We start from the raw sequence: 25,454 nt of genomic DNA, 5'->3' as shown, positions 1-25,454 counted from the left end.
TGATCGCACCGTTTCGGCCACCCATCACGGGGCTGCGGGACGGCCTCACCCCCCGGGAGAGCGGGGTCGTGAGGCCGGTCACACCCGGATGTCTGGTGTGGGCGTCCTCGGGTACGGAAGGGTCAGGTGTGATCGCGATCGGCTGCGCCGCCGTCACCGTCCCGCAGGTCACCCCAACGCAGGTACCAGACCGAGGAGGTCGATCGTGTCCCACACGTCCCGCGAGGCAGCACTGCTCACCGAGCTCGAGCCGGTGGTCGAGGAGAACCTGAACCGGCACATCGGACTGGCCCAGGAATGGCACCCGCACGACTACGTCCCGTGGTCGGAGGGTCGGGACTTCGCCTTCCTCGGCGGCGAGGACTGGTCGCCGGAGCAGTCCCGGCTGGACGAGACCGCCAAGGCGGCCATGTTCACCAACCTGCTCACCGAGGACAACCTCCCCAGCTACCACCGGGAGATCGCCACCCGCTTCGGCCGGGACGGCGCCTGGGGCACCTGGGTCGGCCGGTGGACGGCGGAGGAGAACCGGCACGGCATCGCACTGCGCGACTACCTCGTCGTCACCCGCGGCGTCGATCCCGTCGAGCTCGAGCGGGCCCGGATGGACTACATGACCTCCGGCTACGACTCCGGGGACAAGACCCCGCTCGAGGCGGTCGCCTACGTCTCCTTCCAGGAGCTGGCCACCCGGGTGAGCCACCGCAACACCGGCAAGGCCACCGGTGACCCGATCGCCGACAAGCTGCTCGCCCGGATCGCCAAGGACGAGAACCTGCACATGGTCTTCTACCGGAACATCGTCTCCGCGGCGTTCGAGATCGAGCCCGACAAGACCATGCGGGCGGTCGCCGACGAGGTCATGCGCTTCGAGATGCCCGGCGCCACCATGGCCGGCTTCCGGAAGAACTCCGTGCTCATCGCCAAGGCCGGCATCTACGACCTGCGGCTGCACCACGACGAGGTCATCCAGCCCGTGCTCCGTGCGTGGCAGGTGTTCGAGCGCACCAACCTGGGGCCGGAGGGCGAGCAGGCCCGCGAGGAGCTGGCCCAGTTCCTGGTCGGCCTGGACGCCCAGGCCACCAAGTTCGTGGAGAGCCGGGACCGGATGCGCACCCGCATGCAGGCCCGCCAGGACACCCAGCTCACCCCGCTCCCCCAAGCCTGAGGGAGACGGCGCTCGCCTAGGCTCGGCGTCCGTGCGCCTGGCCACCTGGAACGTCAACTCCATCCGCAGCCGAGTCGACCGGGTGGAGGCCTGGCTGCAGCGCAGTGACGTCGACGTCCTGGCGCTGCAGGAGACCAAGTGCAAGGACGAGCAGTTCCCGGAGGACCGGTTCCGGGCGCTGGGCTACGACGTCGCGCACGTCGGCCACTCGCAGTGGAACGGCGTCGCCCTGCTGTCCCGGGTCGGGCTCAGCGACGTCCAGGTCGGCTTCCCGGGGATGCCCTCGTGGTCGTCGAAGGAGGGCGTCGAGCCCGCCCAGGAGGCCCGGGCGCTCGGCGCCACGTGCGGCGGCGTGCGGGTGTGGAGCCTCTACGTGCCGAACGGCCGCACGCTCACCGACCCGCACCTGCAGTACAAGCTCGAGTGGCTGGAGGCGCTGCGGGTGCACGCCGGCGGGTGGCTCACCGAGGACGCCGAGGCGCAGGTCGCGCTGGTCGGCGACTGGAACATCGCCCCGCAGGACGACGACGTCTGGGACATCTCGGTGTTCAGCTCCTCCACGCACGTCTCCGAGCCCGAGCGGGCCGCCTTCCGGGGTGTGGTCGAGGCCGGGTTCACCGACGTCGTCCGGCCGTACACGCCGGGGCCCGGCGTCTACACGTACTGGGACTACACCCAGCTGCGCTTTCCTCGCCGCGAGGGCATGCGGATCGACTTCGTGCTCGGCTCGCCGGCGCTGGCCCGTCGGGTCACCGGCGCCCGGATCGACCGCGAGGAGCGCAAGGGCAAGGGCGCCAGCGACCACGCACCGGTCGTCGTCGACCTGGCCGACCAGCTGCTCTGCCGGGAGCCGGCTCTCGAGCCCTGAGTCAGGCCGATGCGGCGCTGATGCCGACCTGTCCGAGCACCAGGGCGGCGACGGCGAACACGAGCCAGGCGAACCAGCGCTTGAGCCGGCCGGTGTCCAGGTGCGCGCCCAGGCGCCCCGCCACGAGAGCGGCGACGACTGCCGCTGCGGTGAAGCCGGCGGTGATGGGCACGTCGATGGGGGCGTCGCCGGCGTGGGCGGCGAATCCGGCGGCGGAGTTGACGGCCACGATGACGAGCGAGGTGCCGATGGCTGTGGTCATCGGGAGGCCGAGTGCGACGACCAGCACGGGGATGATCAGGAACCCGCCGCCGACGCCGAGCATCCCGGTGAGGAAACCGACGACGAGTCCCCCGGCGATGGTCCGGGGCAGGCAGCGGCGCCAGTTGACGGTGCCGTGGCCAGTGGCGCAGGCGGCTCCGGTGGCGGGCCTGTCCTGCAGCATGCGGAGGCCGGCCGCGATCATCAGCAGCGCGAAGATCGCGAGCACGACGTCGCCGGGCAACAGTCGGTTGACCGCGGCCCCGGCGAAGGCCGTCGCCGCTCCGGCTGCGCCGAAGAGCAGGGCGATCCGCCAGGCGATCTGGCGGGCGCGCAGTCTGGGCAGGAGGGCGACGACGGCGGTGATGCCGACGACCAGCAGCGATGTGGCCACGGCCTGGGGGAGCGGCTGCCCGACGACGTAGACCAGGGCGGGCACGGCCAGGATCGACCCGCCGCCGCCGAGGAGCCCGACGAGGGCGCCGATGACCAGGCCGAGACCGATCGCTGCGGCGATCACGAGTTCGCGGTGGCGTTCGCCGTGGCGCGGGCGGGTCCGGTGGTGGCTGACCGCAGCACGTCCAGGACGTCGTCCAGGCGGACCGGCTGATCAGCCCGGTTGTAGGGCAGGGCCGAGAGGGCTGCACCCATGGCGCAGCTGTCGGTCACCGCAGCCAGGGTCAGACCCGCGCCGATGCCCCCGGCCAGGAAGCGGGCCTTGGGGAAGCGGATGGAGGCCAGGACGCTCCCGGCGACGATGCCGCCGGCGACCAGGCGGACCTGGCGCTCCAGTGCCCACCGCCGGCGGCCGCGGCGGACCGGATGCCCGGCGGCGGTGTGGGCGTTCATGCCGCCGTCCAGGACCGAGAGCTGTTCGGCACCGGCGGCGGCCAGCGCGTCGTGCGCGGTGCGGGCGCGGTTGCCGGCCTGGCAGATCAGCACGACCGGGCCGTCCAGGGCGGCAGCGAGGGTCTCGACGTGCTCGTGGACCAGGGGCAGGGGGACGTTGATCGAGCCGGGCACGTGCGCGGTCTCGTACTCAGCCGGTGTGCGGACGTCCAGGAGGGTGGGGGCGACCGGGTCGTCGAGCTGGGCGGCCACGGCGTCGGGAGCGATGCGGAGAGGGCTGGTCATCTGGTGGTGTCTTCTTCTCGAGGAGGGGCCGGTCGCCACCGAGCGGGGGCACCGGTGGCGACCGGGGTTCAGGAGCGGCGCAGCAGCCGGCGGAGCCGGCTGGCAGTGGTGGACGTGGCTGTGGGCGCGTGGCCGGGGCAGCGTTCCGCGGACGGGACGCCGGCGAGGACCCGGTCGACGTGCTGGCCACAGCCGGCCGAGGTGGTCAGACCGCAGGTCCGACAGGCAACTGCTCGACACATCGGAGCTCGCCCCTCAGGCCTGGACCGACGTGGTGTGCAGCCCGACAGCGGCGGAACCGGTGTCGGGGTCGCCGTAGCCGCCGTTGACCAGCACGGGACGACGGCCGGCGCAAGCCAGGATCGATGCGGCGATCGAGGCGCGGTAGCCCGAGCCGCAGTAGACCCAGACCTCCCCGGCCGGGACCTCGTCGATCCGCCCGGGCAGCTCGTGGATCGGGATGTGGATGGAACCCCGCACGCCGCCGGCGGAACGCTCGTCGTCGCGGCGGGCGTCCAGGACGACGGTGTCCTCGTGCTCGCCGAGCTGAGCGGCGAGGCCCGCGAAGTCCGTCACCGGGTGGGAACCCAGCTCCCGGCCCGCAGCCAGCGCCTCCGGGCTTCCGACAGCGGCACCGGCCAGGCGGTCGATGCCGATGCGGACCAGCTCGCGGCGGGCATCGACGACCTGCTGCTCGGACTCCCCGATGAGCGTCAGGGGGGCGCCCCAGTCGTAGAGCCAGCCCAGGTAGGTCACGAAGTTGGTGCTCAGCTCGAAGTTCAACGCCCCAGGCAGGTGGCCGGCGGCGAAGGCGGTGCGAGCCCGCAGGTCGACCACCCACTCACCCGCCGCCAGGCGGGTGGCCAGCTCCTCCGGATCGACCGCTCGCGGGAAGGACAGGTCGACCGGATCGGGGCCGGCCGCGTTGGTCGCGCCCATGTGGGCGTAGTAGGCCGGGTATGCGCCGAGACCGGCGATGAGCTGGTCGACGAATGCCTGCTCGTCCTGGGTGAGCGCGGGGTTGACCCTGCGCTGCTCCCCGACGGTGGAGGACGTCCCGCTGGTCGGGGTCGCGGCGCAGAAGCTGCCGAAGCCGTGACTGGGGAACACCGCAGTGCCGGCCGGGAGCTCGTCGGCCAGGCGCCGCACCGAGTGGAACTGGGCGTGGGTGAGCGTGTCGGTGTGCTCGGCGCCCAGCAGGTCGGTGCGGCCGGTCGCGCCGTAGAGCATCGAGCCGCCGGTGAAGACCGCTTGCACGGCGCCCTCCGTGTCGGCGAGCACGTAGGAGACGTGGTGGTGCGTGTGCCCGGGCGTGTGCAGCACTCGCAGCCGCATCGGCCCGGCGACCAGCACGTCGCCATCAGACGCTGGGACCCGCTCGTAGGACACGCTGTCCCCGGCAGGGACGACATAAGCCGCGCCGGTCACCCGGGCCAGCTCGAGCCCGCCGGTGACGTAGTCGTTGTGCACGTGGGTCTCGAGCACATGACTGATGGTGACGCCCCGGTCGGCAACCAAGGCCTGAACACGGTCGATGTCTCGCTGAGGGTCGACGACCACGCCCACCCCGGCGTCGCTGATCACGTAGCTGCGGTCCCCGAGACTGGTCGTCTCGATGATGTCGATCTGCATGGTGCGCTCCTTGTACCGTACGGGGTAGGGGTATGTGAGGGTCAGACAAGGGCGTCGGCGCTCCGGTCGCTCACACGGCCGACTCGCCCTCCCGGGCCCCGGCGACCCGGGTGGGTGCCATGGGCCTCTCCTCCGGGCGTCGTGGACATCAGGCGAGCGAGAGCAGCAAGCGCTCGAGCTCACGGAGGTCGACCTCGCGGGTCTCCTCCTCGGAGTTGATCGAGCAGTACCGCATCCCGGTGCTGACGACGGCGAAGCTCGCCTTGTTCAACGCCTTGGACGCGGCCGCCAACTGGGTGACCACCGCAGCGCAGTCGCGGCCGTCCTCGATCATCCGGACGATGCCGCCGATCTGGCCCTGGATGCGGTTGAGGCGCTTCACGACGTCGGCGAGCTCGCCCTGGGGGATGTCCACGCACTGCAGCGTACATACCCCCCCGGGTATACGCCAACGCACCTGTTCCGCCCGTGCGCCCCATGTGTCCGGCCAGATGCGCCCTTCGTGCGAGATCCGGGCCGGCCGAGATCTACTGCGCTCTCAAGTGGCGGGTGGACCGCAGGTGCCGTAGGAATGGCGCCGGGAGAGTTCCAGCAGTGCGGACTCCTGCATCCGTGCGTTGCCGGACCGGCGAGCGACGAGCACGTCACCACTCGCTCTCCAGTCATCCCCACGAGCCTCATGCCGGCGCGCCTCCTGTCATGGCTGCGACCGCGTGCGCTCTGCCACGCGCCCACTCGACACACCTCCAGGAGAACTCCGTGGCGAACACCGCCCAGCGCACCATCCGCGACCGTCGTCTCAGCACCGAGACCAAGGCGTCGACGAAGACCACCGAGCTGTACGCCTACGTCGCCGCAGTGGCGGCCGTGGTGATCACCGCCTTCGTCGTCGGGGACGGCGATGTCGGCGACGGTGACCCCTTCGGCGCCTCTGAGGCCATCCGTTACATCACCTTCCTCACCATCGGCTACATGGTGGCCCGCGGGCTGGCCAAGTCGGGCAGTCGCGACTTCTACGACGAGCACGGGAACTGACCCCTGCGGGGAACTCGACGAGCCGCGGACCACGGATCCGCTGGCTCGAGCGACCCCGGTCGCGTGCCACGAGCAACAGCGCCACAACGAATCGGAGCACCACCCATGTCCCGCAACCAGCGCCGGAAGAAGCGCGCCAAGGCAGCGAACAGCCAGAGGGCGAATCGCAACGGGAACCGCACCGACACCAGGGGCCCGTCTGCCGAGGCAGTCCACCTCCGCGCGAGCACCGAGACCAAGTCCGCGCTGAGGACGACCGAGTTCATCGCGTACGCGGCCGCCGTGCTCGGCGTCGTCATCACCGCGCTCGCCGTCGACGCGGACGGCCGTGGGGGCGACGACCCCTTCGGGGCCGAGTCCGCCCTCCGCTACATCGCGTTCCTGACGATCGGCTACCTGGTCGCCCGCGGCCTGGCGAAGTCCGGGAGCCACGAGAACCGCATCGAGCACGACACGGACACGGACACTGCGCGCACCGGCATCGTGCACGACGCGGACCCTCGCGACGACGAGCAGCTCGGCGACGACGACGAGCGGGTCGACGACGACCAGCGACTCGGCGACGACGACGCCGCGGAGACGGCCGTCGTGCCGTCCGACCGGGACCAGCGCCCGGCGGACCAGGACGTCGATGTACGGCCGTGAGACCACGGTCGTGAACCGGCTCCCCGGCGAGGGTGCTGGCGAGCGACACGCCGCCTGAGCAGGAAGGGCGACGCGCCGGTGGTCGTTGCACCAGGTGATGACCACCGCGCTCGTCGCCCCCGCCCCCACCCGCCTGTGGACGCCGTCCCGCGTCCTCGTCACCCGGTCGGCCGCTGAGCGCCCGCACGGCCGACGCGTCGTCGCCCGGCTCGAGGCGGCCGGGGTGTCCGACATCGAGCTGCTGCCCGGCGACCGGCTGCCCAACCTGCGCGGCGACGGTGACCGGGCGGCGTTCATGGCCGCCAAGCAGACGATGGCCGTGGTCGTCCCCCCGCCGTCCAAGCGCCGCCTGCAGCCGATCCCGCCGTCGGCCGCGGGGCGGTCACCTCCGGCACCGCCGCGCGCGGCGCGGAGGGGACGACGTTCGAGGCGTCCTGCTACACCGACCCGCTGGCCATCGAGTACCTGACCGGCGGCCTGGCCACCGCGATCGAGCACTTCGGCACCCGCTCCTGGGCCGGGCCGGTCCAGCTGCGAGCGACCACCAAGTTCGACGACGTCGCCGGCCTGCTCGACCTGCCGCACGGCGGCCGAACCCGGCTGCGCTTCTCGGTGAACGCCGCCTCGGTGGCCCGCCGCCTCGAGGGTGCGACCTCGCCCGTCGCCGGCCGCATCGCCGCCCTGGGCACGGTGGCCGCCGCCGGCTACCCGGTCGGGCTGACCATCGCACCGATCATGCCCACCGACGGCTGGCGCGAGGAGTACGGCCAACTGCTGGACGACGTCGCCGCGGCGCTCCCCACCGGCACCGACCTCACCGTCGAGTGCATCACCCACCGGTTCACGCCGGGCAGCAAGGCGACGCTGACCGACTGGTACCCGCGGACGAAGCTGGAGATGGACGAGGCCGCGCGGACCACCAAGCGCGGCAAGTACGGGGCCGTGAAGCACGTCTACCCGCGCGACACCATGGGGGAGCTGCGCAGCTGGTTCACCGGCGCCATCGCCGACCGGCTCCCCACCGCCCAGTTGCTCTACTGGACCTAGGTCAGCGGGGGCGGTGCTGGACCAGGCCGACCGGCACCGGGCCGGGCCAGACGGCCTCCAGCGCCTCGGCGGTCTCCTCCCGGAGCTCGGTGGCGGCGCCGAACGTGCACACCCGGACCGGCCCGCCGTCGGGCCCGGCCTCCAGGACGTCGGCGACGACGACGGTGATGTTGTCGGTGGGCGGCCCGGCCAGCGCGGCGTCCCGCAGCCGCGCGGCGGCCTGGGCGGGGGTGCCGTCAGCGGCCAGCAGGTCGCACAGCACGGCCGGCGGGACGACGTCGGACAGCCCGTCGGAGCAGACCATCACCCGGTCACCGGGGCGGGCGTCCAGCCGGAGCACGTCGACCGCGGCGACGTCGTCGTCCGCGCCGTGCAGTGCGGCGTAGACCGCCGAGCGCTGCGGGTGCACCTTCGCCTCTGCCGGGGTGAGCGAGCCGGCGTCGATCAGCGCCTGGACCAGCGTGTGGTCGGTGCTGACCTGCTGCAGCTCGCCGTCCTGCAGCAGGTAGCCGCGGGAGTCGCCGATGTGCAGCAGCGCCAGCCCCTGGGCGTCGACGTGCAGCGCCGTCATCGTGGTCGCCATCGTCCGCAGCCGGGGACGCTCGGTGTAGGCCGCCCGGATCCGCTCGTTCGCGCTCGCCACGATCCGCACCGGGTCGTCGGCGCCCTCGCCGGTGCTGCCGGTGGCCAGCGGGGCCAGCCAGTTGACCACCAGCGAGGAGGCGACCGCGCCGCCGACGTTGCCGCCCACCCCGTCGGCGATGGCGATCAGCTGGGGGCCGGCGACCGCGGAGTCCTGGTTGTCCGGGCGGGGCCCACGGGTGGAGACGGCAGCACTGTCGAGCACGAGCACCTGCCGTCACCCCCTGTCCTCACCGGCCCACCGACCTGCACTGCGAACGCAGCGGTCGCCGAACGGTAGATCACGCACCCTGGGACCGCCCACGAACACGGCGGGCGCGGTCACCTACCGTTCGTCCTCGTGCTCGTCCTGCTGCCACCGTCGGAGACCAAGCACCCGGGTGGGGGCGGCGCCCCGCTGGACCTGAGTGCCCTCGGCACCCCGGAGCTGAACCCCCTCCGGGAGCAGTTGGTGGCGGCGGTGGTGGGCCTCGCTGCCGACGTCCGCGCTGCCCGGGCCGCGCTCGGCCTCTCCCCCGCCCAGGACGGCGAGATCGCCCGCAACGCCGCGCTGCGCTGCAGCCCGACCATGCCGGCGATCGAGCGCTACACCGGCGTCCTCTACGACGCCCTGGACGTCCGGTCGCTCACCCGCGCGCAGCGCCGCCGGGCCGCCGGGCGGCTGGCGGTCGGGTCGGCGCTGTTCGGCCTGCTGCGCGCCGACGACGCCGTCCCCGCCTACCGACTCTCGGCGGGCAGCTCCCTGCCCGGGCTGCCGGCGCTGCGGTCGCTGTGGAAGCCGGTGCTCACCGACGTGCTGGCCGGCGTCGACGACCTGGTGGTCGACCTGCGGTCCGGGGCCTACGCCGAGCTGGCCCCCGTCCCGGGCGCGGTCACCGTGCAGGTGCTCAGCGAGCGCCCCGACGGCACCCGTGCGGTGGTCAGCCACTTCAACAAGGCGCACAAGGGCCGGCTGGCGCGGCTGCTGGCGACCACCACGGCCGAGCCGGACTCCGTCGTCCGGCTGCGGGCGCTGCTGCGCCGCGCGGGGTTGCACGTGGAACACGACGGCGGCACCGAGCTCACCCTCGTCGTCCCGGCGGCTGCCGTGACCCGCTGACCGAGGTTCCTCAGCGCTGAGACACCCAGTACGGTCGCTGGGATGAGTGACGTCGACGACCTGTGCACCCGTCCCGCGACCGAGCTGGCCGCGCTGGTGCGCGACCGGGAGGTCTCTGCCCGGGAGCTGATGGACGCCCACCTCGACCGGATCGAGCGGCTGAACCCGGAGCTCAACGCGATCGTCACCCTGGACGCCGAGGGCGCGCGAGCCGCGGCCGACGCCGCCGACGCCCGGCTCGCCGCGGGTGGGCCGGTCGGCCCGCTGCACGGGCTGCCGGTCGCGCACAAGGACACCCACGCCACCGGCGGCATGCGCACCACCTGGGGCTCGCCGCTGCACGCCGAGACGGTCCCGGCCCGCGACGAGCTGGTGGTCGCCCGGTTGCGGGCTGCCGGGGCGATCCGGGTCGGCAAGACGAACGTGCCGGAGTTCGCGGCCGGCTCGCACACCTTCAACACCCTCTTCGGGGCCACGCACAACCCCTACCGGCACGGGCTCACCGCCGGCGGCTCCTCCGGCGGTGCGGCCGCAGCGCTGGCCGCCGGCCTGGTGCCGATCGCCGAGGGCAGCGACATGGGCGGCTCGCTGCGCAACCCGGCGGCGTTCTGCAACGTCGTCGGCCTGCGCCCCACGCCCGGCCGGGTGCCCACCCACCCCGCCGCGATCGGCTGGTCGCAGCTGTCGGTGCAGGGGCCGATGGGCCGCACCGTCGCCGACGTCGCCCTGGGGCTGTCGGCGCTGGCCGGCCCGGACCCGCGGGTGCCGATCTCGCTGAGCGACCCCGGCGCCCCGTTCGCCGCGCCGCTGCCGACCGAGCTGACCGGCCTGCGCGTGGCCTGGGCCCCCGACCTGGGCGGTCAGGTGCCGGTCGACCCGGCGATCACCGCCGTGCTGATGGAGCAGCTCGGGGTGTTCCGCGACCTGGGCGCCACCGTCGAGGAGGACTGTCCCGACCTGGCCGGCGCCGACGAGGCGTTCGGCGTGCTGCGCGCCTGGTTGTTCGAGGCGAGCTTCGGTGACCTGGTGCGCGAGCACCCGGACCAGGTGAAGGAGACGATCCGCTGGAACGCCGCCCGCGGGGCCGCGCTGACCGGCGCGGACGTCGGCCGCGCGGAGGTGGCGCACACGGCGCTCTTCGAGCGGGTCGTGGCGTTCTTCGAGCGCTACGACGTGCTGCTGGCGCCGACCACCCAGGTGCTGCCGTTCCCGGTCGAGCAGGAGTACCCGACCGAGGTCGCCGGCGTCCCCCAGGACGACTACCTGGGCTGGATGCGCTCCTGCACGCTGATCTCGGCGACCGGGTGCCCCGCACTGTCGGTGCCCGGGGGGTTCACCCCCGACGGGCTGCCGGTGGGCCTGCAGGTCATCGGTGCACCCCGGGCCGACCGTCGGGTGCTGGAGGTCGGGCACGCGTTCGAGCAGGCCACCGGCTTCGGCCGGCGCCGTCCGGAGCTCTGACCCCGGCCGGGTCGAGCCGGGCGGCTGACGCTGGAGCGGTTCACCCCCCGGGCGAGACGCTGCCGGAGGTCAGTCCTGGGTGGACGGGGCGACGCGGTAGGCGCCGTCGGTGCCTGCCACCCCGGCCGGGCGGTGCGCCCGGGCCACCATGACCTTCTCGTGCCGGCGGGCGAAGACCACCGTGCCCACGAGGAACAGCCCGGAGAACACCAGGACGAGGGCGGTGAAGGCATTGGTGAACGGCAGTTCCACCCCGGCGAGCACCAGCGCCCCGACGGCGACCAGGGCGAGGGCGGCGAGGACGGCGCCGGCGGCCCGCCAGGGGCTGCGGCCGACCTCCTCGACGCCCGCCACGGCCTTGTCCTGGGCGTAGTCCAGCGGCTTCTTCGCCCAGGCGAAGCGGGTGGCCAGCACCGCCAGCCCGGCGGCGACGAGCACGAACCCCGGGCCGGGCAGCACCAGCAGCGCGATGCCGGCGAGGGTCAGCAGTCCGCCGAGGGCGGCGATCACAACGGTCTTCACGGGCCGGTTGTGCCCCACCGATCAGTGCTCCACTCACTCTTCTCGGCGTGTCGCGAGCAGGCGGGGCCTCAGCGGCGGCTGCGCAGCCCGCGCAGCGTGCGGACGGCGACCAGCAGCTCGGCCAGCTCGTGGTGGTCACCGGAGGCCAGGTCGGCCAGCTGCGCCGCGGCCCGCTGCTGGGCGACGTCCCAGGCGTCGACCCACCGCTCGACCAGCTCGGCCGCCTCCTCGCCGTCGGAGCTCCGCAGGCCGAGCACGTCGGCGGTCAGCGTCGCCTGCTCGGTGGCCAGGTCGTCCCGGAGGCTCGCCCGGGCCATCGACGGCCAGCGCCGGTCCCGGGGCAGCTCGATGACCAGCTCCCGCAGCGGCACCAGGCCCAGCCGCTCGGCCAGGCACTGCGACACCTGCGCGGCCAGCGCGATGGGCGCACCGGTGCCCTCGGCCACCACCGCCAGGTCCAGCGCCGTCGGCAGCAGCGGCGCCGCGGCGACCTCCGCGGCCAGCTCCGGCGAGACGCCGGCGGCCCGCAGCTCCGCGGCCCGCTCGGCGTAGGCCTCGGCGTCGGCACCCAGCAGCCAGCCGGGCAGGCCGGCGCGCACCTCGGCGACCGGCCCGGCGAACCGCTCGATCACCGGGGCCAGCGTGGCGGCCGGCTCCGCGGTGAGCTCGGGGATCCGCAACAGCCAGCGGGTGGTCCGCTCGGCCAGCCGGGTGGCCTCGGTGCGTAGGTGCACCTGGGTGGCGGCCGGCACCCGGTTGTCCAGGTCCCGGGGGGCGTCCCAGAGCCGGTCGACGTCGAACACCGCCCGGGCGACGGTGTGCGCCCGCACCACCGCGGCGACCGGGGCACCGGTCTCCTCACCCAACCGGAACAGCCCGGTGACACCGGCGGTGTTGACCGCCCGGTTGCTCAGCACCGTGGCCACGATCTCCCGGCGCAGTGGGTGACTGGCCAGGGCGGTGGGGAACCGGGCGCGCAGTGCGGTCGGGAAGTACTCCTCGAGCAGCTCGGCCAGCGCCGGGTCGTCGGGCAGGCCAGAGGCCAGGACCGCGTCGCCGGCCTCGATCTTGGCGTAGGCCAGCAGGACGGAGAGCTCGGGGCCGGTCAGGGCCTGACCGTCGCGGCGACGCTCGGCGATCGCCCGGTCGTCGGGCAGGTGCTCCACCGCGCGGTCGAGCCGGCCGGAGCGCTCCAGGGCACGCAGGTACCGCTGGTGGGCGTCGAGCAGCCCGCGGGAGGCGGCGCACTCGGTGGCCAGGGCCGCGTTCTGCGCGTAGTTGTCCCCGAGCACGGCCGCGGCGACCTCGTCGGACATCTCCTCCAGCAGCCGGGCCCGGCCGTCGGGGTCCAGCCGGCCGTCGTCCACCACCCGGTTCAGCGCGATCTTGATGTTGACCTCGTGGTCGGAGGTGTCGACGCCCGCGGAGTTGTCGATCGCGTCGGTGTTCACCCGCCCCCCGGCCAGCGCGTACTCGATCCGCCCCCGCTGGGTCAGGCCGAGGTTGCCCCCCTCCCCGACCACCCGGACCCGCAGCTGGCCGCCGTCGACCCGCACCGCGTCGTTGGCCTTGTCCCCCACGTCCAGCGCGCTCTCCCCGGCGGCCTTCACGTAGGTGCCGATCCCGCCGTTGAACAACAGGTCGACCGGGGCCAGCAGCACCGCGCGCACCAGCTCGGGCGGGCTCAGGGCCTCCACGTCGTCGGCCAGGCCCAGCGCCGCGCGCATCGGCGCGGACACCGGCACCGACTTCGCCGTCCGGGGCCACACCCCGCCGCCGGCGCTGATCAGCGAGCGGTCGTAGTCGGCCCAGGAGGAACGCGGCAGCTCGAACAGCCGCCGGCGCTCGGCGAAGGAGACGGCGGCGTCCGGGGTCGGGTCGACGAAGACGTGCCGGTGGTCGAAGGCGGCCACCAGCCGCAGCTGCTCGGACAGCAGCATGCCGTTGCCGAACACGTCGCCGGACATGTCGCCGATGCCGACGACGGTCACCTCCTGGGCCTGCACGTCGACGCCGAGCTCGCGGAAGTGCCGGGTGACCGACTCCCAGGCGCCGCGGGCGGTGATGCCCATCGCCTTGTGGTCGTAGCCGACCGAGCCACCGGAGGCGAACGCGTCGCCCAGCCAGAACCCGCGCTCGATCGCCACCGAGTTGGCCAGGTCGGAGAAGGTCGCCGTCCCCTTGTCGGCGGCGACCACCAGGTAGGTGTCGTCGCCGTCGTGCCGGACGACCCGTTGCGGCGGGACGACCTCTCCGTCGACCAGGTTGTCGGTGAGGGCCAGCAACGCGCCGATGAACTGGGTGTAGCAGGCCTTGCCCTCGGCGAGCACCTCGTCGCGGGAGGCGCCCTCCCCCGGGCCCCGCAGCACCACGAAGCCGCCCTTGGCCCCGGTCGGCACGATCACGGTGTTCTTCACCGTCTGCGCCTTGACCAGGCCGAGCACCTCGGTGCGCAGGTCCTCCCGCCGGTCGCTCCAGCGCAGCCCGCCGCGGGCCACCGCACCGAAGCGCAGGTGCACCCCGAGCACCTGCGGCGAGCTGACCCACACCTCCCGCGCCGGGCGGGGCTCGGGCAGGTCCGGGACGGCGGAGGGGTCCAGCTTGAGCGCCAGCGGGGCGCCCTCGGTGAAGACGCCGGCCGTGTACGCCGTCGTCCGCAGGGTCGCCCGGACGGCGGCCAGCAGCGAGGACAGCACCCGGTCGGCGTCCAGCGAGGCCACCTCGCCGATCGCCGTGGTCAGCGACTCGACCAGGGCGGTGGTGCGCGCCTCGCGGCCCGCCGAGCGGTCGGGGTGGAACCGGGTCTCGAACAGCGCGACCAGCCGGGCCACGATCCCCGGGTGCGCGGCGAGGGTCTCCTGCACGTAGGACTGGCCGAAGGGCAGCCCACCCTGGCGCAGCCACTGCACGTAGGCACGCAGCACGGCCACCTGCCGCCAGGTCAGCCCGGCCAGCAGCACCAGGGAGTTCAGGGCGTCGTCCTCCGCGCGGCCGGCCCAGACGGCGGTGATCGTGTCGGTGAAGCGCTCGGGCAGCGTGCCGGCGAAGGGCACCTCGACGGTCGGCGACGCCAGGCCGAAGTCGTACACCCAGGCCAGCGGGGCGCCGATCCGGTCGACCTCGTAGGGCCGCTCGTCGAGCACGTCCACGCCCATGTGCTGCAGCACCGGCAGCACGTCGGACAGCAGCAGCCGCTCCCCCACCCGGTACACGGTCAGCCGGCGCTCGCCCTCCGGGCCGACCGGCGCCCGCAGCCGCAGGTCCAGCCCACCGGGGGCCAGCCGGTCCAGCCGCGCGAGGTCCTCCACGGCGACCTCCGCCGGGAAGTCCTCCTGGTAGGCCGCGGGGAAGGCGTCGGCGACCCGGGCCAGCAGCCGGGGTGCGTCACTCCCGTGCCGGGCGACCAGGGCGTCGGCCAGGTCGTCGGTCCAGCTGCGGGCGGCCGCCGCCAGCGCCTCCTCCAGCGCCGGGACGTCGACGTCAGGCAGCGACGGGCCACCCCGCCGGCTCACCGGCACCCGGACGACGAAGTGCAGGCGGGTGAGCACCGACTCGCTGGACCGGACCGTGAACTCCACGTGGGTGCCGCCCAGGTGCTCCAGCAGCAGCCGCTGCATGGTCAGCCGGACCTGCGTCGTGTACCGGTCGCGGGGGAGGTAGACGAGGGCGGAGAAGAACCGGCCGAACGGGTCGCGGCGCAGGAACAACCGGGTCTGCCGGCGCTCGCGCAGGTGCAGCACGGCCAGCGCCACCGGCAGCAGTTCGTCCACGTCGACCTGCAGCAGCTCGTCGCGCGGGTAGGTCTCCAGGACGTCGAGCAGCTGCTTGCCCGAGTGGCTGTCGGCGGGCACCCCCGAGCGCGCCAGGACGGCGGCGGCGGTCCGCCGGACCAGCGGCACGTCCCGGACGCTGCTGGTGTACGCCTCGTTCGGGAACAGGCCCACCAGCAGGTGCAGGCGGCCGCGGCTGCCCGGCGAGTCGCTGGGCAGGTCGACGACGACGAGGTCCAGCCAGGCCGGGCGCTGGACCGTGGAGCGGGCGTCGCCCTTGGTGATCCGGACCCGGCGAGCGGCCCCCGCACCCGGCGCGGCCAGCGCCGCCGGCGCCACCGAGGTGGCGCGGTCCGGGGAGCTGCGCAGCACGCCGAGCTCGGAGCCGGCGACCACGTCGACCGCCGGCTCGGCGGAGTCACCGACCAGCTCGACGGCGCGGGCGCCGAGGAAGAGGAAGTTGCCCCGGGCCAGCCAGCGGAGCAGCGCCGCGGCCTCGGCCGGGTCGTCGGCAGGGTGGCCGGCGTCCTCGGGGGCGGGCAGTCGGTCCAGGACGTCGGCGATCTCCCCGGCCCGACCGGCCAGCGCGGCGGCGTCCGTGTGCGCGCGGCGGACGTCGTCGAGCACCGCACGGATGCCGGCCAGCAGGTCGGTGGCGGCCTCCTCGTCGACCTGCCCGGAGAGGACGACGGACATCCAGGACTCGGCGATCGCGTCGGCACCGCAGGTGGCGGCGTCGGCGCTGTCGCAGAAGGCGACCAGCGTGCCGTCGGCGTCCCGCCGGACGACCACGACCGGGTGCACGACGTGGTCGGGGGCGATGCCCTGCCGGGTCACCTCGGCGGTCACGGAGTCGACGAGGAACGGCATGTCGTCGACGACGACGCGGAGCACGGCCCGTCCGCCGTCGGTGCGGTGGACGTCGACGACCGGGGTGCCCGGCCGGCGGGAGGCCGCCAGCCGGAGGTGCCCCAGCGCGAGGGCGGCCAGGTCGGCGGGGTCGTGGCCGACCACCTCGGCGGCCGGCTCACCGGCGTAGAAGCGGTGTACCAGGACCGGGGTGTCGGCCGACTGGACGCCGGCCGGGAGGGCCCCCTGGCCGGTCAGCAGCCCGCGTGCCGCGGTGGCCGCCCGGTCCAGCAGCCGGCGCTTCTCCTCCTGCGCTGCCTCCAGCGAGGCCATGTCGACGGGACTGTCGACGAGGCCGTCGACGGGCGCGTCACCGGTCCCGTCACCCGAGGGGACGTGGGCACGGTCACCCCCCGGACCGGTCGGGATGCGTGTGGACCGTTCCGACTCCGAACCCAGACGAGCCATGCTCACCGACGCTAGTGGCCGCGCACCTTCAACGGCAGCACCAGCTCGGCGATCCAGCTGAAGAGGGCGATGAGGAACCCGCCGAACAGAGCGGCCAGGAAGCCGTCGACGGTGAACCGGTCGGACAGCGCTGCGGTGAGGCCGAGCATCGCCGCGTTGATCACCAGCAGGAACAGGCCGAGGGTGAGGATCACGAACGGCAGCGCCAGCAGCCGGACGATCGGCCCGATGATGGAGTTGACCAGCGCGAACAGCAGCGCGACCCAGAGGTAGGTGCCGGTCTCGCCGAAGAAGCCGGTCGGGTTGCCGATCACCTCGATCCCCTCGACGAGCCGGGTCACGGCGAAGATGATCGCCGCCAGCACGACGACGCGGACGGCGAACTTGCCGATCGTGGCCACGGCGGCACGGTAACGCGCATTGATCACGATCGGCGGGACTCCCCCCGTCTAACCGATTCTCGCGTCGCCGCTAGACGTCGGCAGATGGCCCGACAGAGCTGCATGTCACACGATCCGGTGGGGAACAACCGAGGTCGCCGCTCGTTGTCCTGGGTGCCGGTCCGGTCGCCGCGAGGCGCCCGCCCGGACCGGTCATCGCGCGCCTCGCCGGGAGTCGCCCCCCGGCGGGGCGCTGCGCTGGGAGACTGGGCCGGTGAGCGCGCCGCCGCAAGACCCAGCCGCGGCGCCACTTTCCCGTCGGCCGGTCGCCCGGCTGCGCCGGCTGCCCGCCCGGACGCTGTGCCGTGCCCTGCTGCTGGTCGCCCTGGTCGTGGCCGGTGGCGCCGTCGCGCTCACGGCCGACCTCCCCGACGTCGCCACCCTGCGCGACTGGCTCGCCGACGTCGGCCTCCTCGGCTGGGCGGCCCTCGTCGCCGGCCTGGCGTTGGCCACGCTCGCGCCGGTGCCCCGTACCGCGCTCTCCCTGCTCGCCGGCGTCCTCGCCGGGTTCTGGGGCGGCCTCGCCCTGGCGCTGACCAGCGGCGTCCTCGGCGCCGCCGCCGGGTTCCTGCTCGCCCGCCGGCTCGGCCGGGAGGTGGTCACCCGGCTGGCCGGGCCGCGGCTGGCCCGGGCCGACGCCCGACTGTCCGAGCGCGGGCTCCTCGCCGTGCTGATCGGCCGGCTGACGCCGATCGTGCCGTTCACCGTGGTCAGCTACGCCGCCGGACTGTCCGGCATGCGGTGGCGCGACTTCCTGGCCGGCAGTGCACTCGGCCTGGTGCCGGGCACCGTGCTGCACGTGTCGATCGGGGCGACGGTGGGCGCGTCCGGGCTCGGCGGGGTCCCACTGCTGGCGAGCCTGGCCCCGCTCACCGTGGCCCTCGTGGTCCTGGGCGTGGCCACCCAGCGTCGTCGGCGGACGGCCGACGCCGGCGGGCCGGGAGTCTGACGAGGAGATGCTCGTTCGAACGCTTGTTCGAACACCGTGGTAGCGTCATCGCCGTCGCCGCGACCCTTAGAGGGCCCTCTGACGCCGTATCGGCCTGTCTAGCGCCGTCGCTAGAGACGGTCAGACGGTGGTCGAGACGGCGGTCGATGCCGTCGTCTAACGGTCTCTACCCCGACAGCAAGACACCGGCATAGGGTGCTCGACATGGACCCCGTCCGGAACCCGTACGCCCCCGGCGCCGGCCAGCGCCCGCCCGAGCTGGCCGGCCGGGACACCGAGCTGTCGGCCTTCGACGTCGTCCTGGAACGGATCGCACGCGGACGGCCGGAGCGCTCACTGGTGCTCACCGGGCTGCGCGGTGTCGGCAAGACCGTGCTGCTCAACCAGCTGCGCTCCGCGGCGATCACCCGCGGCTGGGGCACCGGGAAGATCGAGGCCCGCCCGGACCAGTCGCTGCGCCGGCCGCTGTCGGCCGCGCTGCACATGGCGCTGCGCGAGCTGCGCCACCCCGACCAGGAGTCCACCGACGCCGTCCTGGGCACGCTCAAGGCCTTCGCTCAGCGTCAGGCACCTGCTGATGCGAAGGTGCGCGACCGCTGGCAGCCCGGCATCGACGTGCCGGCCACCACCGGCCGTGCCGACTCCGGCGACATGGAGATCGACCTGGTCGAGCTGCTCAGCGACGTGGCCGGCCTCGCCGCCGACGTGGGCAAGGGCGTCGCGCTGTTCATCGACGAGATGCAGGACGTGCAGACCGACGACGTCTCGGCAATCTGCGCCGCCTGCCACGAGCTCTCCCAGCAGGGCTCGCCGCTGATCGTCGTCGGCGCCGGGCTCCCCCACCTGCCCGCCGTCCTGAGCGCCTCGAAGAGCTACTCCGAACGGCTCTTCCGCTACCTGCGGATCGACCGGCTGGACCGGTCCGCCGCCGACCGGGCGCTGCTGGCGCCGGCCGAGCGGGAGGACGTCGAGTTCGACACCGCCGCGCTGGACGCCCTCTACGCCGCCGCCGACGGCTACCCCTACTTCGTGCAGGCCTACGGCAAGGTCACCTGGGACGTCGCCGCGGCCTCGCCGATCACCGCCGACGACGTGTCGATGGCCGCACCGGCCGCCGAGGCCGAGCTCGCGGTGGGCTTCTTCGGCTCCCGCTACGACCGGGCCACCCCGGCCGAGCGGGAGTACATGCACGCGATGGCCGAGCTCGGCGGGCCGACCGGCGCCGCGGTGGGCACCTCCGACGTCGCGGTCACCCTCGGTCGCAAGCCCGCCTCCCTCTCCCCCGCCCGCGACTCACTGATCAAGAAGGGCCTGGTCTACTCCGCCGAGCGCGGCCAGATCGCCTTCACCGTCCCGCACTTCGGCCGCTACCTGCTCCGGCACGCCCCCGAGTAGCCGGGCGCCCCGTCGTCGGGGTCCGGTGGTGTTCCACGTGCGACCTCGGGGCCGGGACGGCAGGGTGGCTCGGGTGAGCACCCCTCCCGACGTCCGCTCCCCCGAGGAGATCACCGTCCCGGTCGAGGGCGGTGACCTCGCCGCCCTGTACTGGGCGGCCGACGCCCCGGGAGCCCCGCTGGTGGTGCTGGTGCACGGCATCACCGGGAACGCCGCGGTCTGGGGCCCGGTCGCGGCGGCCCTGGCCGGTGAGTGCGAGGTGGTCGCCCCCGACCTGCGGGGACGGGCCGGCAGCGCCGGGCTCCCCGGCCCCTACGGCCTGTCCGTGCACGCCGCGGACCTCGCCGCGCTGCTCGACCGGTTCGGCGCCGACGCCCAGGCCGGGGCGGACGCGACCGTGCTCGTCGGCCACTCGATGGGCGGGTTCGTCGCCGCGCTGGCCACCGCCGGGGTGGCCCGGGACATGGTGCACGGGCTGGTGCTGGTCGACGGCGGCCTCCCCTTCGCCGTCCCGCCGGCCGCGGACACCGACGCGATGCTGGGCGCCTTCCTCGGGCCGACCCTGGACCGGCTGGACCGCACGTTCCCCGACCTCCCCGCCGTCCGGGACTTCTGGTCCGGGCACCCGACGGTGGGCCGCTGGGTCGACGACCCGCCGGTGTCCGCGTTCTTCGTCCGCGACCTCACCGGCACGCCCCCGGAGCTGCGCAGCGCGGTGGTGCACGAGGCGGTCCGGGTCGACGGCGCGGACATGCTCCGCAACCAGGCGGTGCTAGAGGCCACCACCGACCTCCCGGTGCCGGCGACCCTGCTCTGGGCCACCCGCGGCATGCAGGGCGAGGTGCCCGGCCTCTACGACGAGGTGCGGCTGGAGCCGATGCAGCTCGGCGAGACCCACGTGACCGCCCGCGAGGTCCCCGGCACCGACCACGACTCCCTGCTCTGGACGACGGAGGGCATCCGGGCGATCACCGACGCGGTGCGCGAGGCGGCCGCCCGCGGTCGCTGACCACGGACGGACGACCAGGGGAGCGGGTCCGGTGCTCGCGCACCGGTCCCGCTCCCCTGGTCGTTCGGGTCCTGCTCGTGGGACGTGGAGCTCAGTGCGCCATCACGATGGACATGTTGCCCGAGCCGTAGCCGGCCACGTCGACCTTGAGGTCGAGCCGGTTGAACGCCGCAGCCAGGCCGGCGATGTCCCCCGGGATCGACTCCCCCGGTGCGTGCAGCTTGTACAGCTTCGAGTGGTTGACGCCCCCGCCGTTGAAGAGCGCGGCGGCCACGTTCACCACCTCGTAGACGACCTCCAGGTGCATCTCCGAGAGCTCGCCCTCGTCGATGGCGTCCTCGAGCCCGCCCTTGGGCAGCAGGGCCAGCGCCCCGGCCAGCCAGGCGGCGAGGCGGATGTCGACCAGGCAGAGGGCCGTGGTGGCCATCGTCGGGTCGACGTAGACGGCGACGGCCGGCTTGTCGTTGAGCGACACCGGGTCGCCCGGGGCGACGGTGACGTCCTTGCCGAACAGCCCCTCGAGCAGGTCGCGGACGTGCTTGGGGTTGGGCAGGAGCGCCGGTGCGGGCGCGGTCATGCGATCACCCCGTCCAGTGCGTCCTTGAACGTGTCCTCGTTGAACGGCTTGGCGATGAGGAAGAGGGCGCCGGCGTTGGCCGCCTTCTCGCGCATCTCCGGCGAGCCCTCCGACGTCACGAAGCCGAAGGGCACCTGCGAGCCGGAGGCGCGCAGCGCCTCCAGGCACTCGATGCCGGTCATCTCGGGCATGTTCCAGTCCGAGAGGACCAGGTCGGGCTTCTCCGTACCGACCTTGTCGAACGCGTCGCGTCCGTCGACGGCCTCGACGATGTCGTGGTCGTCGTAGCCCGCCTGTCGGAGGGTGCGGATCACGATCTGCCGCATGACACGGCTGTCGTCGGTCACCAGGATCTTCACTGCGGCACCTCAGTTCCGCTCGGGTGCAGCGCCGGGGTGGCGCCCTGCACGGTGATGGTCAGGCTCTGTCCGCGCCACTGACCGTTGACGCGGCAGACGTCGTCCAGCCGCCCGGTGGTGGGCGCGGAACCGATCTGGGGGAGGCCGAGGCTCGAGGGCCCCGGCAGGACGGACTTGATGTTGCCGCCGAGCACGTTGGCGAGTTCGCCGAGCGCGTCGGCGACGTCCTCGTCGTCCACGACCGTGGGCGGCCGGGTCATCAGGACGCTCTCGGCGAGCGCCTCGGCGGTGGCCGGCGCACAGGTGAGGACGACGGCGCCGTCCCACGGGCCGCTGATCGTCACCCACGCGCTGACGACCTCGGCCGGCGGTGCGACCGGGACGGGCACGAACGCCTCGCCGTCACCGACCAGCGCCGGCCAGATCTCGTCGGCGATGCTCTGCACCGTCTCCTGGTCCAGCAGCGCGGTGATCGACTGGGCTTCCTGCAGGGTCACGCGGACACCTCCTCGGGGAGCAGGCCGAGCAGCGCCAGCTTGTCGCGGAGCGCGTCGGCGGTGAACGGCTTGATCAGGTACTCGTGGGCACCGGCGGCCAGCGCCTTGACGATCTGGCCGGTCTCGCTCTCCGTGGTGACCATCATCAGCGTCACCTGGCGGAAGTGGGGGTTGGCGCGGACGGCCATGACGAACTGCAGCCCGTCCATCACCGGCATGTTCCAGTCGATGCAGCACAGGTCGGGGACCCAGCCCTCGGCCTTTCCCTCCCGCAGCGCGTCGAGGGCCTGCTGGCCGTCTCCGGCCTCACGCACCTCGTATCCGAAGTCCTTGAGGATGTTGCCGACGATGCGCCGCATGGCGCGGGAATCGTCGATCACCAGAGCTCGCACGGTCAGGCTCCCTTTCGCGGGCGGTAGGCGGAGCCGCGGCCGAGGACGACCCGCTCCCAGTTCTCGTCGACCCCGAGCGTGGTCTCCGCAGCTCCGAGGAACAGCCACCCGTCAGGGCGCATGAGCTGGCGGACTCGGGTGAGGATCGCCTGCTTGGTGGGCAGGTCGAAGTAGATGAGGACGTTGCGCAGGTAGACCACGTCGAAGGGGCCCATCCGGGGCAGCGGGGCGGCCAGGTTGCACTCGGTCGCGGTGATCATCCGGCGCAGCGCCGGGGCGATCTCCCACTCGTTCCCGCTGCGGGTGAAGTGCCGCACCAGCATGGTGGCGGGCAGCCCCCGGTTGACCTCCAGCTGGCTGAACCGGCCGGCGCGGGTGCGCTCCACCATCTTCTGGGACAGGTCGGTCGCGGTGATCGACACCCGGGTGGCGGCGTTGGGCATCGCGTCGGCCAGCAGCATGGCGATCGTGTACGCCTCCTGCCCGCTGGAGCAGGCCGCCGACCAGATCTGCAGCCGCTCGTCGGGCCGGCGCGCGGCCAGCAGCTGCGGCAGCACCGTGCTGGTCAGCGAGGTGAACGGGTCGCCGTCGCGGAACCAGGACGTCTCGTTCGTGGTGAGCGCCTCGACGATCCGCCGGGTGGTCGCCGGGTCCGGCCGGTTGCGGACGGACTCGACGAGCTCGCTGACCCCGGACAGGCCGCGCTGCTGGGCCATCGGCAGCAGCCGGGCCTCGACCAGGTACTCCTTGCCGGGCTGCAGGACGATCGCGCTCTCGCGGTGCACCAGCTGGCGCACCCAGTCGAAGCTCGTGGCGGTGAGGGTCATCGCCGGCCTCCCATCGGGGCAGCGGCCCGGGCAGCGGCGAAGCTGGCGGCCGGGCGGGGGGTCGGGAGCAGTCGGACGATCGCCTCGGCGATCCGGCCCAGCGGCAGCACCTCGTCGGCGAAGCCGGCCTGGGTGACCGCACCGGGCATGCCCCAGACCACGGAGGTGGCCTGGTCCTGGGCGACGACGGTGCCGCCGGCGTCCCGGATCTGGCCGGCGCCGACGCGCCCGTCGGAGCCCATGCCGGTCAGCACGACGCCGAGCACGGCGCCGTCGTAGGCGGCCACGACCGACCGGAAGAGGACGTCGACGGCCGGACGGCAGAAGTTCTCCGGCGGCGCCTGGTTCAGCGCGGTGCGCTTGCTGGCCCCGCTCGTGCCCACGGTCAGGTGGAAGTCGCCGGGGGCGATGTGCACGGTGCCGGGCGCCAGCGGGGTGCCGTCGCCGGCCTCGACCACGGTGAGCGGGCAGAGCCGGTCGAGCCGCTGGGCGAACTGGCGGGTGAAGACGGGGGGCATGTGCTGCACCAGCAACACCGGCACCGGCAGCGAGGCCGGCAGCAGCGGCAGCACCTTGGTCAGCGCCTCGGGGCCACCGGTGGAGGAGCCGATCACCAGTACTGCCGGCTCCTTGGGGGCGCGGGTGCGCGCCACCGGGGGGCGGACGGCGACCGGCGCCGCGACCGCGGCGGCCGCGGGGCCACTGGTCTGCGGGCGGCCGGTGAGGGCCTTGATCTTCGGGATGAGCTGCTGACGCACGCTCTCCATCGACTGCGCGACGCTGCCGACGTTGGCCGGCTTGGTCACGTACTCGTTGGCGCCGGCGGACAGCGCGTCCAGGGTCGCGGAGGCCCCGCGCTCGGTCAGCGTGCTGAACATGATGATCGGCACCCGGCTGTACGTCTGGCCGCCCGCACGACTGCGGATGGCGCGCACCGCCTCGATGCCGTTCATCTCCGGCATCTCGATGTCCATCGTGACCAGGTCGGGCTTGAGCTGCTCGAGCTTGGCCACGGCCAGCCGACCGTTCGGCGCTGTGCCGACGACGGTGATCATCGGGTCCTCGGACAGCACGTCCGTCACGATCTTGCGGACGACGACGGAGTCGTCGACGACCATCACCCTGATCTGTTCCACGCGTTCCCCCGCAGCCGATGTGCCGGCCGGTGGGCCGCTCTAGAGCTGTATCGGCATCGGGGGCCGGGCCTTGAGCGGATTCAGGCGTGTACTACGGATCGATCGGGATTCACCCCGCGAGGGGGAGGGATCGCCCGGTCACCGTGGTCCACGGGCCACCCAGCACGGCGAGGGACTCCTCGTCGAGCAGGTCGGCCATGGCCAGCCCCTGCACGCAGCCGGCCAGCGCGTTCCAGACGCCCTCGGCGCCGTCCCGCGGGGAGAAGCCGGCCTCGGCGAAGACCCCGACGGTCATCAGCTGGACAGCGGCGAGGGTGCGGGTGCGCCCGGAGACGTGCGCGGCCCACGCGGCGCCGTGCATCGCCGCGGCCCAGGGACGGCGCTGCGCGCGCCCGGCGTCGACGGCCAGCCGCCACCGCCGGCGGCCGGCCTCGTCCAGGTCGCGCAGCTCCGCGAAGAACGCAGTGACACCGGGGGCAGCCGGGCCCAGGTCGGGCCGCGGGCCGGGCTCCCAGGCGGTCGCGGTGGCGAACGGGCCGGTCAGCTCCTGCCGCGTGGGGGCGTCGAGTGCGTCCGAGGCCCACCAGCCGGTGGCGGCGTCGGCCAGCACGTCGGCGGCCTGGGCGGCCACGGCCGGGTCGAGGTCGGCCACGACGGGGTGCTCCGGGCCGAGGACGTCGTCGCGCACCAGCCGCTCCAGGGCCGGGGTGTTGCCGATCGTGCCCCGCTCGAGCAGGGCGACGAGGCGGGCGGACCGGTCCCCGCCACCACCCGGGTCGGTCAGGTCGCGCAGCTGGGGGACGCCACCGGCGGCGAGCTCGTGGGCCCGGCGGGCGCGGACGGCGAGGGCCGCGCGCTCGTCGTCGGGGCGGCCGGCGGCGGGGTGCGCGGCAGCGATCCGGTGCAGGGTGGCGGCGTCGGCACCGATGCCGGTCACCAGGACGTCGGCGACCTGGCCACCGGCGGGCAGTCGGACGAGGTCGAAGCCGAGCGTCGCAGCGCTGACCAGGGAGTAGGGCACGTCGCCTCCAAGGAAGTGGTCAGGCCATCGTGCTGGGGGCCCGGGCGGCAACGCCATGCGGAGGTCACCCGCTCGCGGGACGGCGAGCGGGTGACCTCCGCGCGTTGCAGCCGGACGGTCAGTGCCCCGTCACGGATTGTTCAAACTGCTCGCTCAATAGGTGAAGCGGGCCACACTCCCCCGCAGGTCGCTGGCCATCCGGGACAGCTCGTCGACGGCCTGCCGGGTCTGCCCCAGCGCCTGCGTCGTCG

Annotated in this window: 26 protein-coding genes; 11 read left to right on the top strand and 15 right to left on the bottom strand. The window is 73.8% G+C overall.

Annotated elements, in window-relative coordinates:
- Positions 1-205 precede the first annotated feature (205 nt).
- Both IN07_RS11875 and IN07_RS11870 read left to right on the top strand, forming a co-directional pair.
- Entirely contained in the window at positions 206-1,168 is a 963-nt protein-coding gene (locus IN07_RS11875) for an acyl-ACP desaturase (RefSeq protein WP_036336051.1), read from the top strand.
- Between the two features lie 31 nt (positions 1,169-1,199).
- Entirely contained in the window at positions 1,200-2,036 is an 837-nt protein-coding gene (locus IN07_RS11870; protein ID WP_052091175.1) for an exodeoxyribonuclease III, read from the top strand.
- 1 nt (position 2,037) lies between these two features.
- Here IN07_RS11870 and IN07_RS11865 read toward each other — a convergent pair whose 3' ends face one another.
- The 4 genes from IN07_RS11865 to IN07_RS11850 all read right to left on the bottom strand — a co-directional run bounded on the left by IN07_RS11865 (position 2,038) and on the right by IN07_RS11850 (position 5,478).
- Complete coding sequence (locus IN07_RS11865) at positions 2,038-2,817, bottom strand: sulfite exporter TauE/SafE family protein (RefSeq protein WP_231558197.1); 780 nt, start codon at positions 2,815-2,817, stop codon at positions 2,038-2,040.
- Positions 2,814-3,431 (bottom strand): rhodanese-like domain-containing protein, encoded by a 618-nt coding sequence (locus IN07_RS11860; protein WP_052091174.1) that lies wholly within the window; start codon positions 3,429-3,431, stop codon positions 2,814-2,816. Before IN07_RS11860 ends, IN07_RS11865 begins: the two co-directional genes overlap by 4 nt.
- Before the next feature lie 255 nt (positions 3,432-3,686).
- Complete coding sequence (locus tag IN07_RS11855; RefSeq protein WP_052091173.1) at positions 3,687-5,063, bottom strand: MBL fold metallo-hydrolase; 1,377 nt, start codon at positions 5,061-5,063, stop codon at positions 3,687-3,689.
- 148 nt (positions 5,064-5,211) lie between these two features.
- Positions 5,212-5,478, bottom strand: a complete 267-nt coding sequence (locus IN07_RS11850; RefSeq protein WP_036336050.1) for a metal-sensitive transcriptional regulator — start codon at positions 5,476-5,478, stop codon at positions 5,212-5,214.
- A 344-nt stretch (positions 5,479-5,822) separates the two neighbouring features.
- On the opposite strand from IN07_RS11850, the gene IN07_RS11845 reads away from it, so the two are divergent.
- The 4 genes from IN07_RS11845 to IN07_RS26335 all read left to right on the top strand — a co-directional run bounded on the left by IN07_RS11845 (position 5,823) and on the right by IN07_RS26335 (position 7,790).
- On the top strand, positions 5,823-6,098 hold the full coding sequence (locus tag IN07_RS11845; RefSeq protein WP_052091172.1) for a hypothetical protein: 276 nt from the start codon (positions 5,823-5,825) through the stop codon (positions 6,096-6,098).
- 105 nt (positions 6,099-6,203) lie between these two features.
- A complete protein-coding gene (locus tag IN07_RS25240) occupies positions 6,204-6,743 on the top strand; it encodes a hypothetical protein (RefSeq protein ID WP_052091171.1) in 540 nt (179 codons plus the stop codon).
- Between the two features lie 97 nt (positions 6,744-6,840).
- Positions 6,841-7,212: a hypothetical protein gene (locus IN07_RS26340; protein ID WP_231558191.1), complete on the top strand. Its 372-nt coding sequence runs from the start codon at positions 6,841-6,843 to the stop codon at positions 7,210-7,212.
- Positions 7,194-7,790 carry an SPL family radical SAM protein gene (locus tag IN07_RS26335; RefSeq protein WP_331437129.1) on the top strand — a complete coding sequence of 199 codons (597 nt, stop codon included), beginning with the start codon at positions 7,194-7,196 and terminating at the stop codon, positions 7,788-7,790. The genes IN07_RS26340 and IN07_RS26335 overlap by 19 nt, the downstream gene beginning before the upstream one ends.
- Position 7,791: 1 nt before the next feature.
- Here the strand turns inward: IN07_RS26335 and IN07_RS11830 are convergent, their stop codons facing one another.
- Positions 7,792-8,643 carry a PP2C family protein-serine/threonine phosphatase gene (locus IN07_RS11830; protein WP_052091170.1) on the bottom strand — a complete coding sequence of 284 codons (852 nt, stop codon included), beginning with the start codon at positions 8,641-8,643 and terminating at the stop codon, positions 7,792-7,794.
- Between the two features lie 129 nt (positions 8,644-8,772).
- On the opposite strand from IN07_RS11830, the gene yaaA reads away from it, so the two are divergent.
- Positions 8,773-9,531, top strand: a complete 759-nt coding sequence (yaaA, locus tag IN07_RS11825) for a peroxide stress protein YaaA (RefSeq protein ID WP_036336049.1) — start codon at positions 8,773-8,775, stop codon at positions 9,529-9,531.
- Positions 9,532-9,573: 42 nt separating this feature from the next.
- Positions 9,574-10,992, top strand: coding sequence for an amidase (locus IN07_RS11820; RefSeq protein WP_036336047.1), 1,419 nt, complete (start codon positions 9,574-9,576; stop codon positions 10,990-10,992).
- A 69-nt stretch (positions 10,993-11,061) separates the two neighbouring features.
- Here the strand turns inward: IN07_RS11820 and IN07_RS11815 are convergent, their stop codons facing one another.
- From IN07_RS11815 to IN07_RS11805, 3 genes are all read right to left on the bottom strand, one after another.
- The gene (locus IN07_RS11815) at positions 11,062-11,514 is read right to left on the bottom strand and encodes a PGPGW domain-containing protein (protein ID WP_052091177.1); all 453 of its coding nucleotides are present in this window, start codon (positions 11,512-11,514) and stop codon (positions 11,062-11,064) included.
- A 68-nt stretch (positions 11,515-11,582) separates the two neighbouring features.
- Positions 11,583-16,466, bottom strand: coding sequence for an NAD-glutamate dehydrogenase (locus tag IN07_RS11810; RefSeq protein WP_036336073.1), 4,884 nt, complete (start codon positions 16,464-16,466; stop codon positions 11,583-11,585).
- Positions 16,467-16,612: 146 nt separating this feature from the next.
- The gene (locus tag IN07_RS11805) at positions 16,613-17,002 is read right to left on the bottom strand and encodes a phage holin family protein (RefSeq protein ID WP_231558187.1); all 390 of its coding nucleotides are present in this window, start codon (positions 17,000-17,002) and stop codon (positions 16,613-16,615) included.
- 253 nt (positions 17,003-17,255) lie between these two features.
- On the opposite strand from IN07_RS11805, the gene IN07_RS11800 reads away from it, so the two are divergent.
- The 3 genes from IN07_RS11800 to IN07_RS11790 all read left to right on the top strand — a co-directional run bounded on the left by IN07_RS11800 (position 17,256) and on the right by IN07_RS11790 (position 20,394).
- Complete coding sequence (locus tag IN07_RS11800) at positions 17,256-17,990, top strand: TVP38/TMEM64 family protein (protein WP_036336045.1); 735 nt, start codon at positions 17,256-17,258, stop codon at positions 17,988-17,990.
- 204 nt (positions 17,991-18,194) lie between these two features.
- Positions 18,195-19,385, top strand: coding sequence for an ATP-binding protein (locus IN07_RS11795; protein ID WP_036336071.1), 1,191 nt, complete (start codon positions 18,195-18,197; stop codon positions 19,383-19,385).
- A 73-nt stretch (positions 19,386-19,458) separates the two neighbouring features.
- On the top strand, positions 19,459-20,394 hold the full coding sequence (locus IN07_RS11790) for an alpha/beta fold hydrolase (protein ID WP_036336043.1): 936 nt from the start codon (positions 19,459-19,461) through the stop codon (positions 20,392-20,394).
- Between the two features lie 91 nt (positions 20,395-20,485).
- On the opposite strand, the gene IN07_RS11785 is transcribed toward IN07_RS11790, so the two are convergent.
- The 7 genes from IN07_RS11785 to IN07_RS11755 form a co-directional block, all read right to left on the bottom strand.
- Positions 20,486-20,971 carry a hypothetical protein gene (locus IN07_RS11785; protein ID WP_036336041.1) on the bottom strand — a complete coding sequence of 162 codons (486 nt, stop codon included), beginning with the start codon at positions 20,969-20,971 and terminating at the stop codon, positions 20,486-20,488.
- Entirely contained in the window at positions 20,968-21,330 is a 363-nt protein-coding gene (locus IN07_RS11780) for a response regulator (RefSeq protein WP_036336039.1), read from the bottom strand. The genes IN07_RS11785 and IN07_RS11780 overlap by 4 nt, the downstream gene beginning before the upstream one ends.
- Positions 21,327-21,827, bottom strand: a complete 501-nt coding sequence (locus IN07_RS11775) for a chemotaxis protein CheX (RefSeq protein ID WP_036336037.1) — start codon at positions 21,825-21,827, stop codon at positions 21,327-21,329. Before IN07_RS11775 ends, IN07_RS11780 begins: the two co-directional genes overlap by 4 nt.
- Complete coding sequence (locus IN07_RS11770; RefSeq protein ID WP_036336035.1) at positions 21,824-22,219, bottom strand: response regulator; 396 nt, start codon at positions 22,217-22,219, stop codon at positions 21,824-21,826. The genes IN07_RS11775 and IN07_RS11770 overlap by 4 nt, the downstream gene beginning before the upstream one ends.
- 2 nt (positions 22,220-22,221) lie before the next feature.
- Complete coding sequence (locus IN07_RS11765; protein WP_036336033.1) at positions 22,222-23,046, bottom strand: CheR family methyltransferase; 825 nt, start codon at positions 23,044-23,046, stop codon at positions 22,222-22,224.
- Positions 23,043-24,182: a protein-glutamate methylesterase/protein-glutamine glutaminase gene (locus tag IN07_RS11760; protein ID WP_081975353.1), complete on the bottom strand. Its 1,140-nt coding sequence runs from the start codon at positions 24,180-24,182 to the stop codon at positions 23,043-23,045. Before IN07_RS11760 ends, IN07_RS11765 begins: the two co-directional genes overlap by 4 nt.
- Positions 24,183-24,291: 109 nt before the next feature.
- Entirely contained in the window at positions 24,292-25,203 is a 912-nt protein-coding gene (locus tag IN07_RS11755) for a hypothetical protein (protein WP_036336030.1), read from the bottom strand.
- Positions 25,204-25,454: the final 251 nt, after the last annotated feature.

Source organism: Modestobacter caceresii, assembly GCF_000761485.1.
Classification (GTDB): Bacteria; Actinomycetota; Actinomycetes; order Mycobacteriales; family Geodermatophilaceae; genus Modestobacter; species Modestobacter caceresii.
The sequence above is the reverse complement of the archived record's forward strand: the minus strand, read 5'-3'. Positions and strand labels throughout refer to the sequence as shown.

Excerpts from the sequence above, each read along its gene's own strand:
- IN07_RS11820 (WP_036336047.1), top strand. The coding sequence starts at position 9,574 with ATGAGTGACGTCGACGACCTGTGCACCCGTCCCGCGACCGAGCTGGCC.
- IN07_RS11810 (WP_036336073.1), bottom strand. The coding sequence starts at position 16,466 with ATGGCCTCGCTGGAGGCAGCGCAGGAGGAGAAGCGCCGGCTGCTGGAC.
- IN07_RS11765 (WP_036336033.1), bottom strand. The coding sequence starts at position 23,046 with ATGACCCTCACCGCCACGAGCTTCGACTGGGTGCGCCAGCTGGTGCAC.
- IN07_RS11860 (WP_052091174.1), bottom strand. The coding sequence starts at position 3,431 with ATGACCAGCCCTCTCCGCATCGCTCCCGACGCCGTGGCCGCCCAGCTC.
- IN07_RS11855 (WP_052091173.1), bottom strand. The coding sequence starts at position 5,063 with ATGCAGATCGACATCATCGAGACGACCAGTCTCGGGGACCGCAGCTAC.
- IN07_RS26340 (WP_231558191.1), top strand. The coding sequence starts at position 6,841 with ATGACCACCGCGCTCGTCGCCCCCGCCCCCACCCGCCTGTGGACGCCG.
- IN07_RS25240 (WP_052091171.1), top strand. The coding sequence starts at position 6,204 with ATGTCCCGCAACCAGCGCCGGAAGAAGCGCGCCAAGGCAGCGAACAGC.
- IN07_RS11795 (WP_036336071.1), top strand. The coding sequence starts at position 18,195 with ATGGACCCCGTCCGGAACCCGTACGCCCCCGGCGCCGGCCAGCGCCCG.
- IN07_RS11785 (WP_036336041.1), bottom strand. The coding sequence starts at position 20,971 with ATGACCGCGCCCGCACCGGCGCTCCTGCCCAACCCCAAGCACGTCCGC.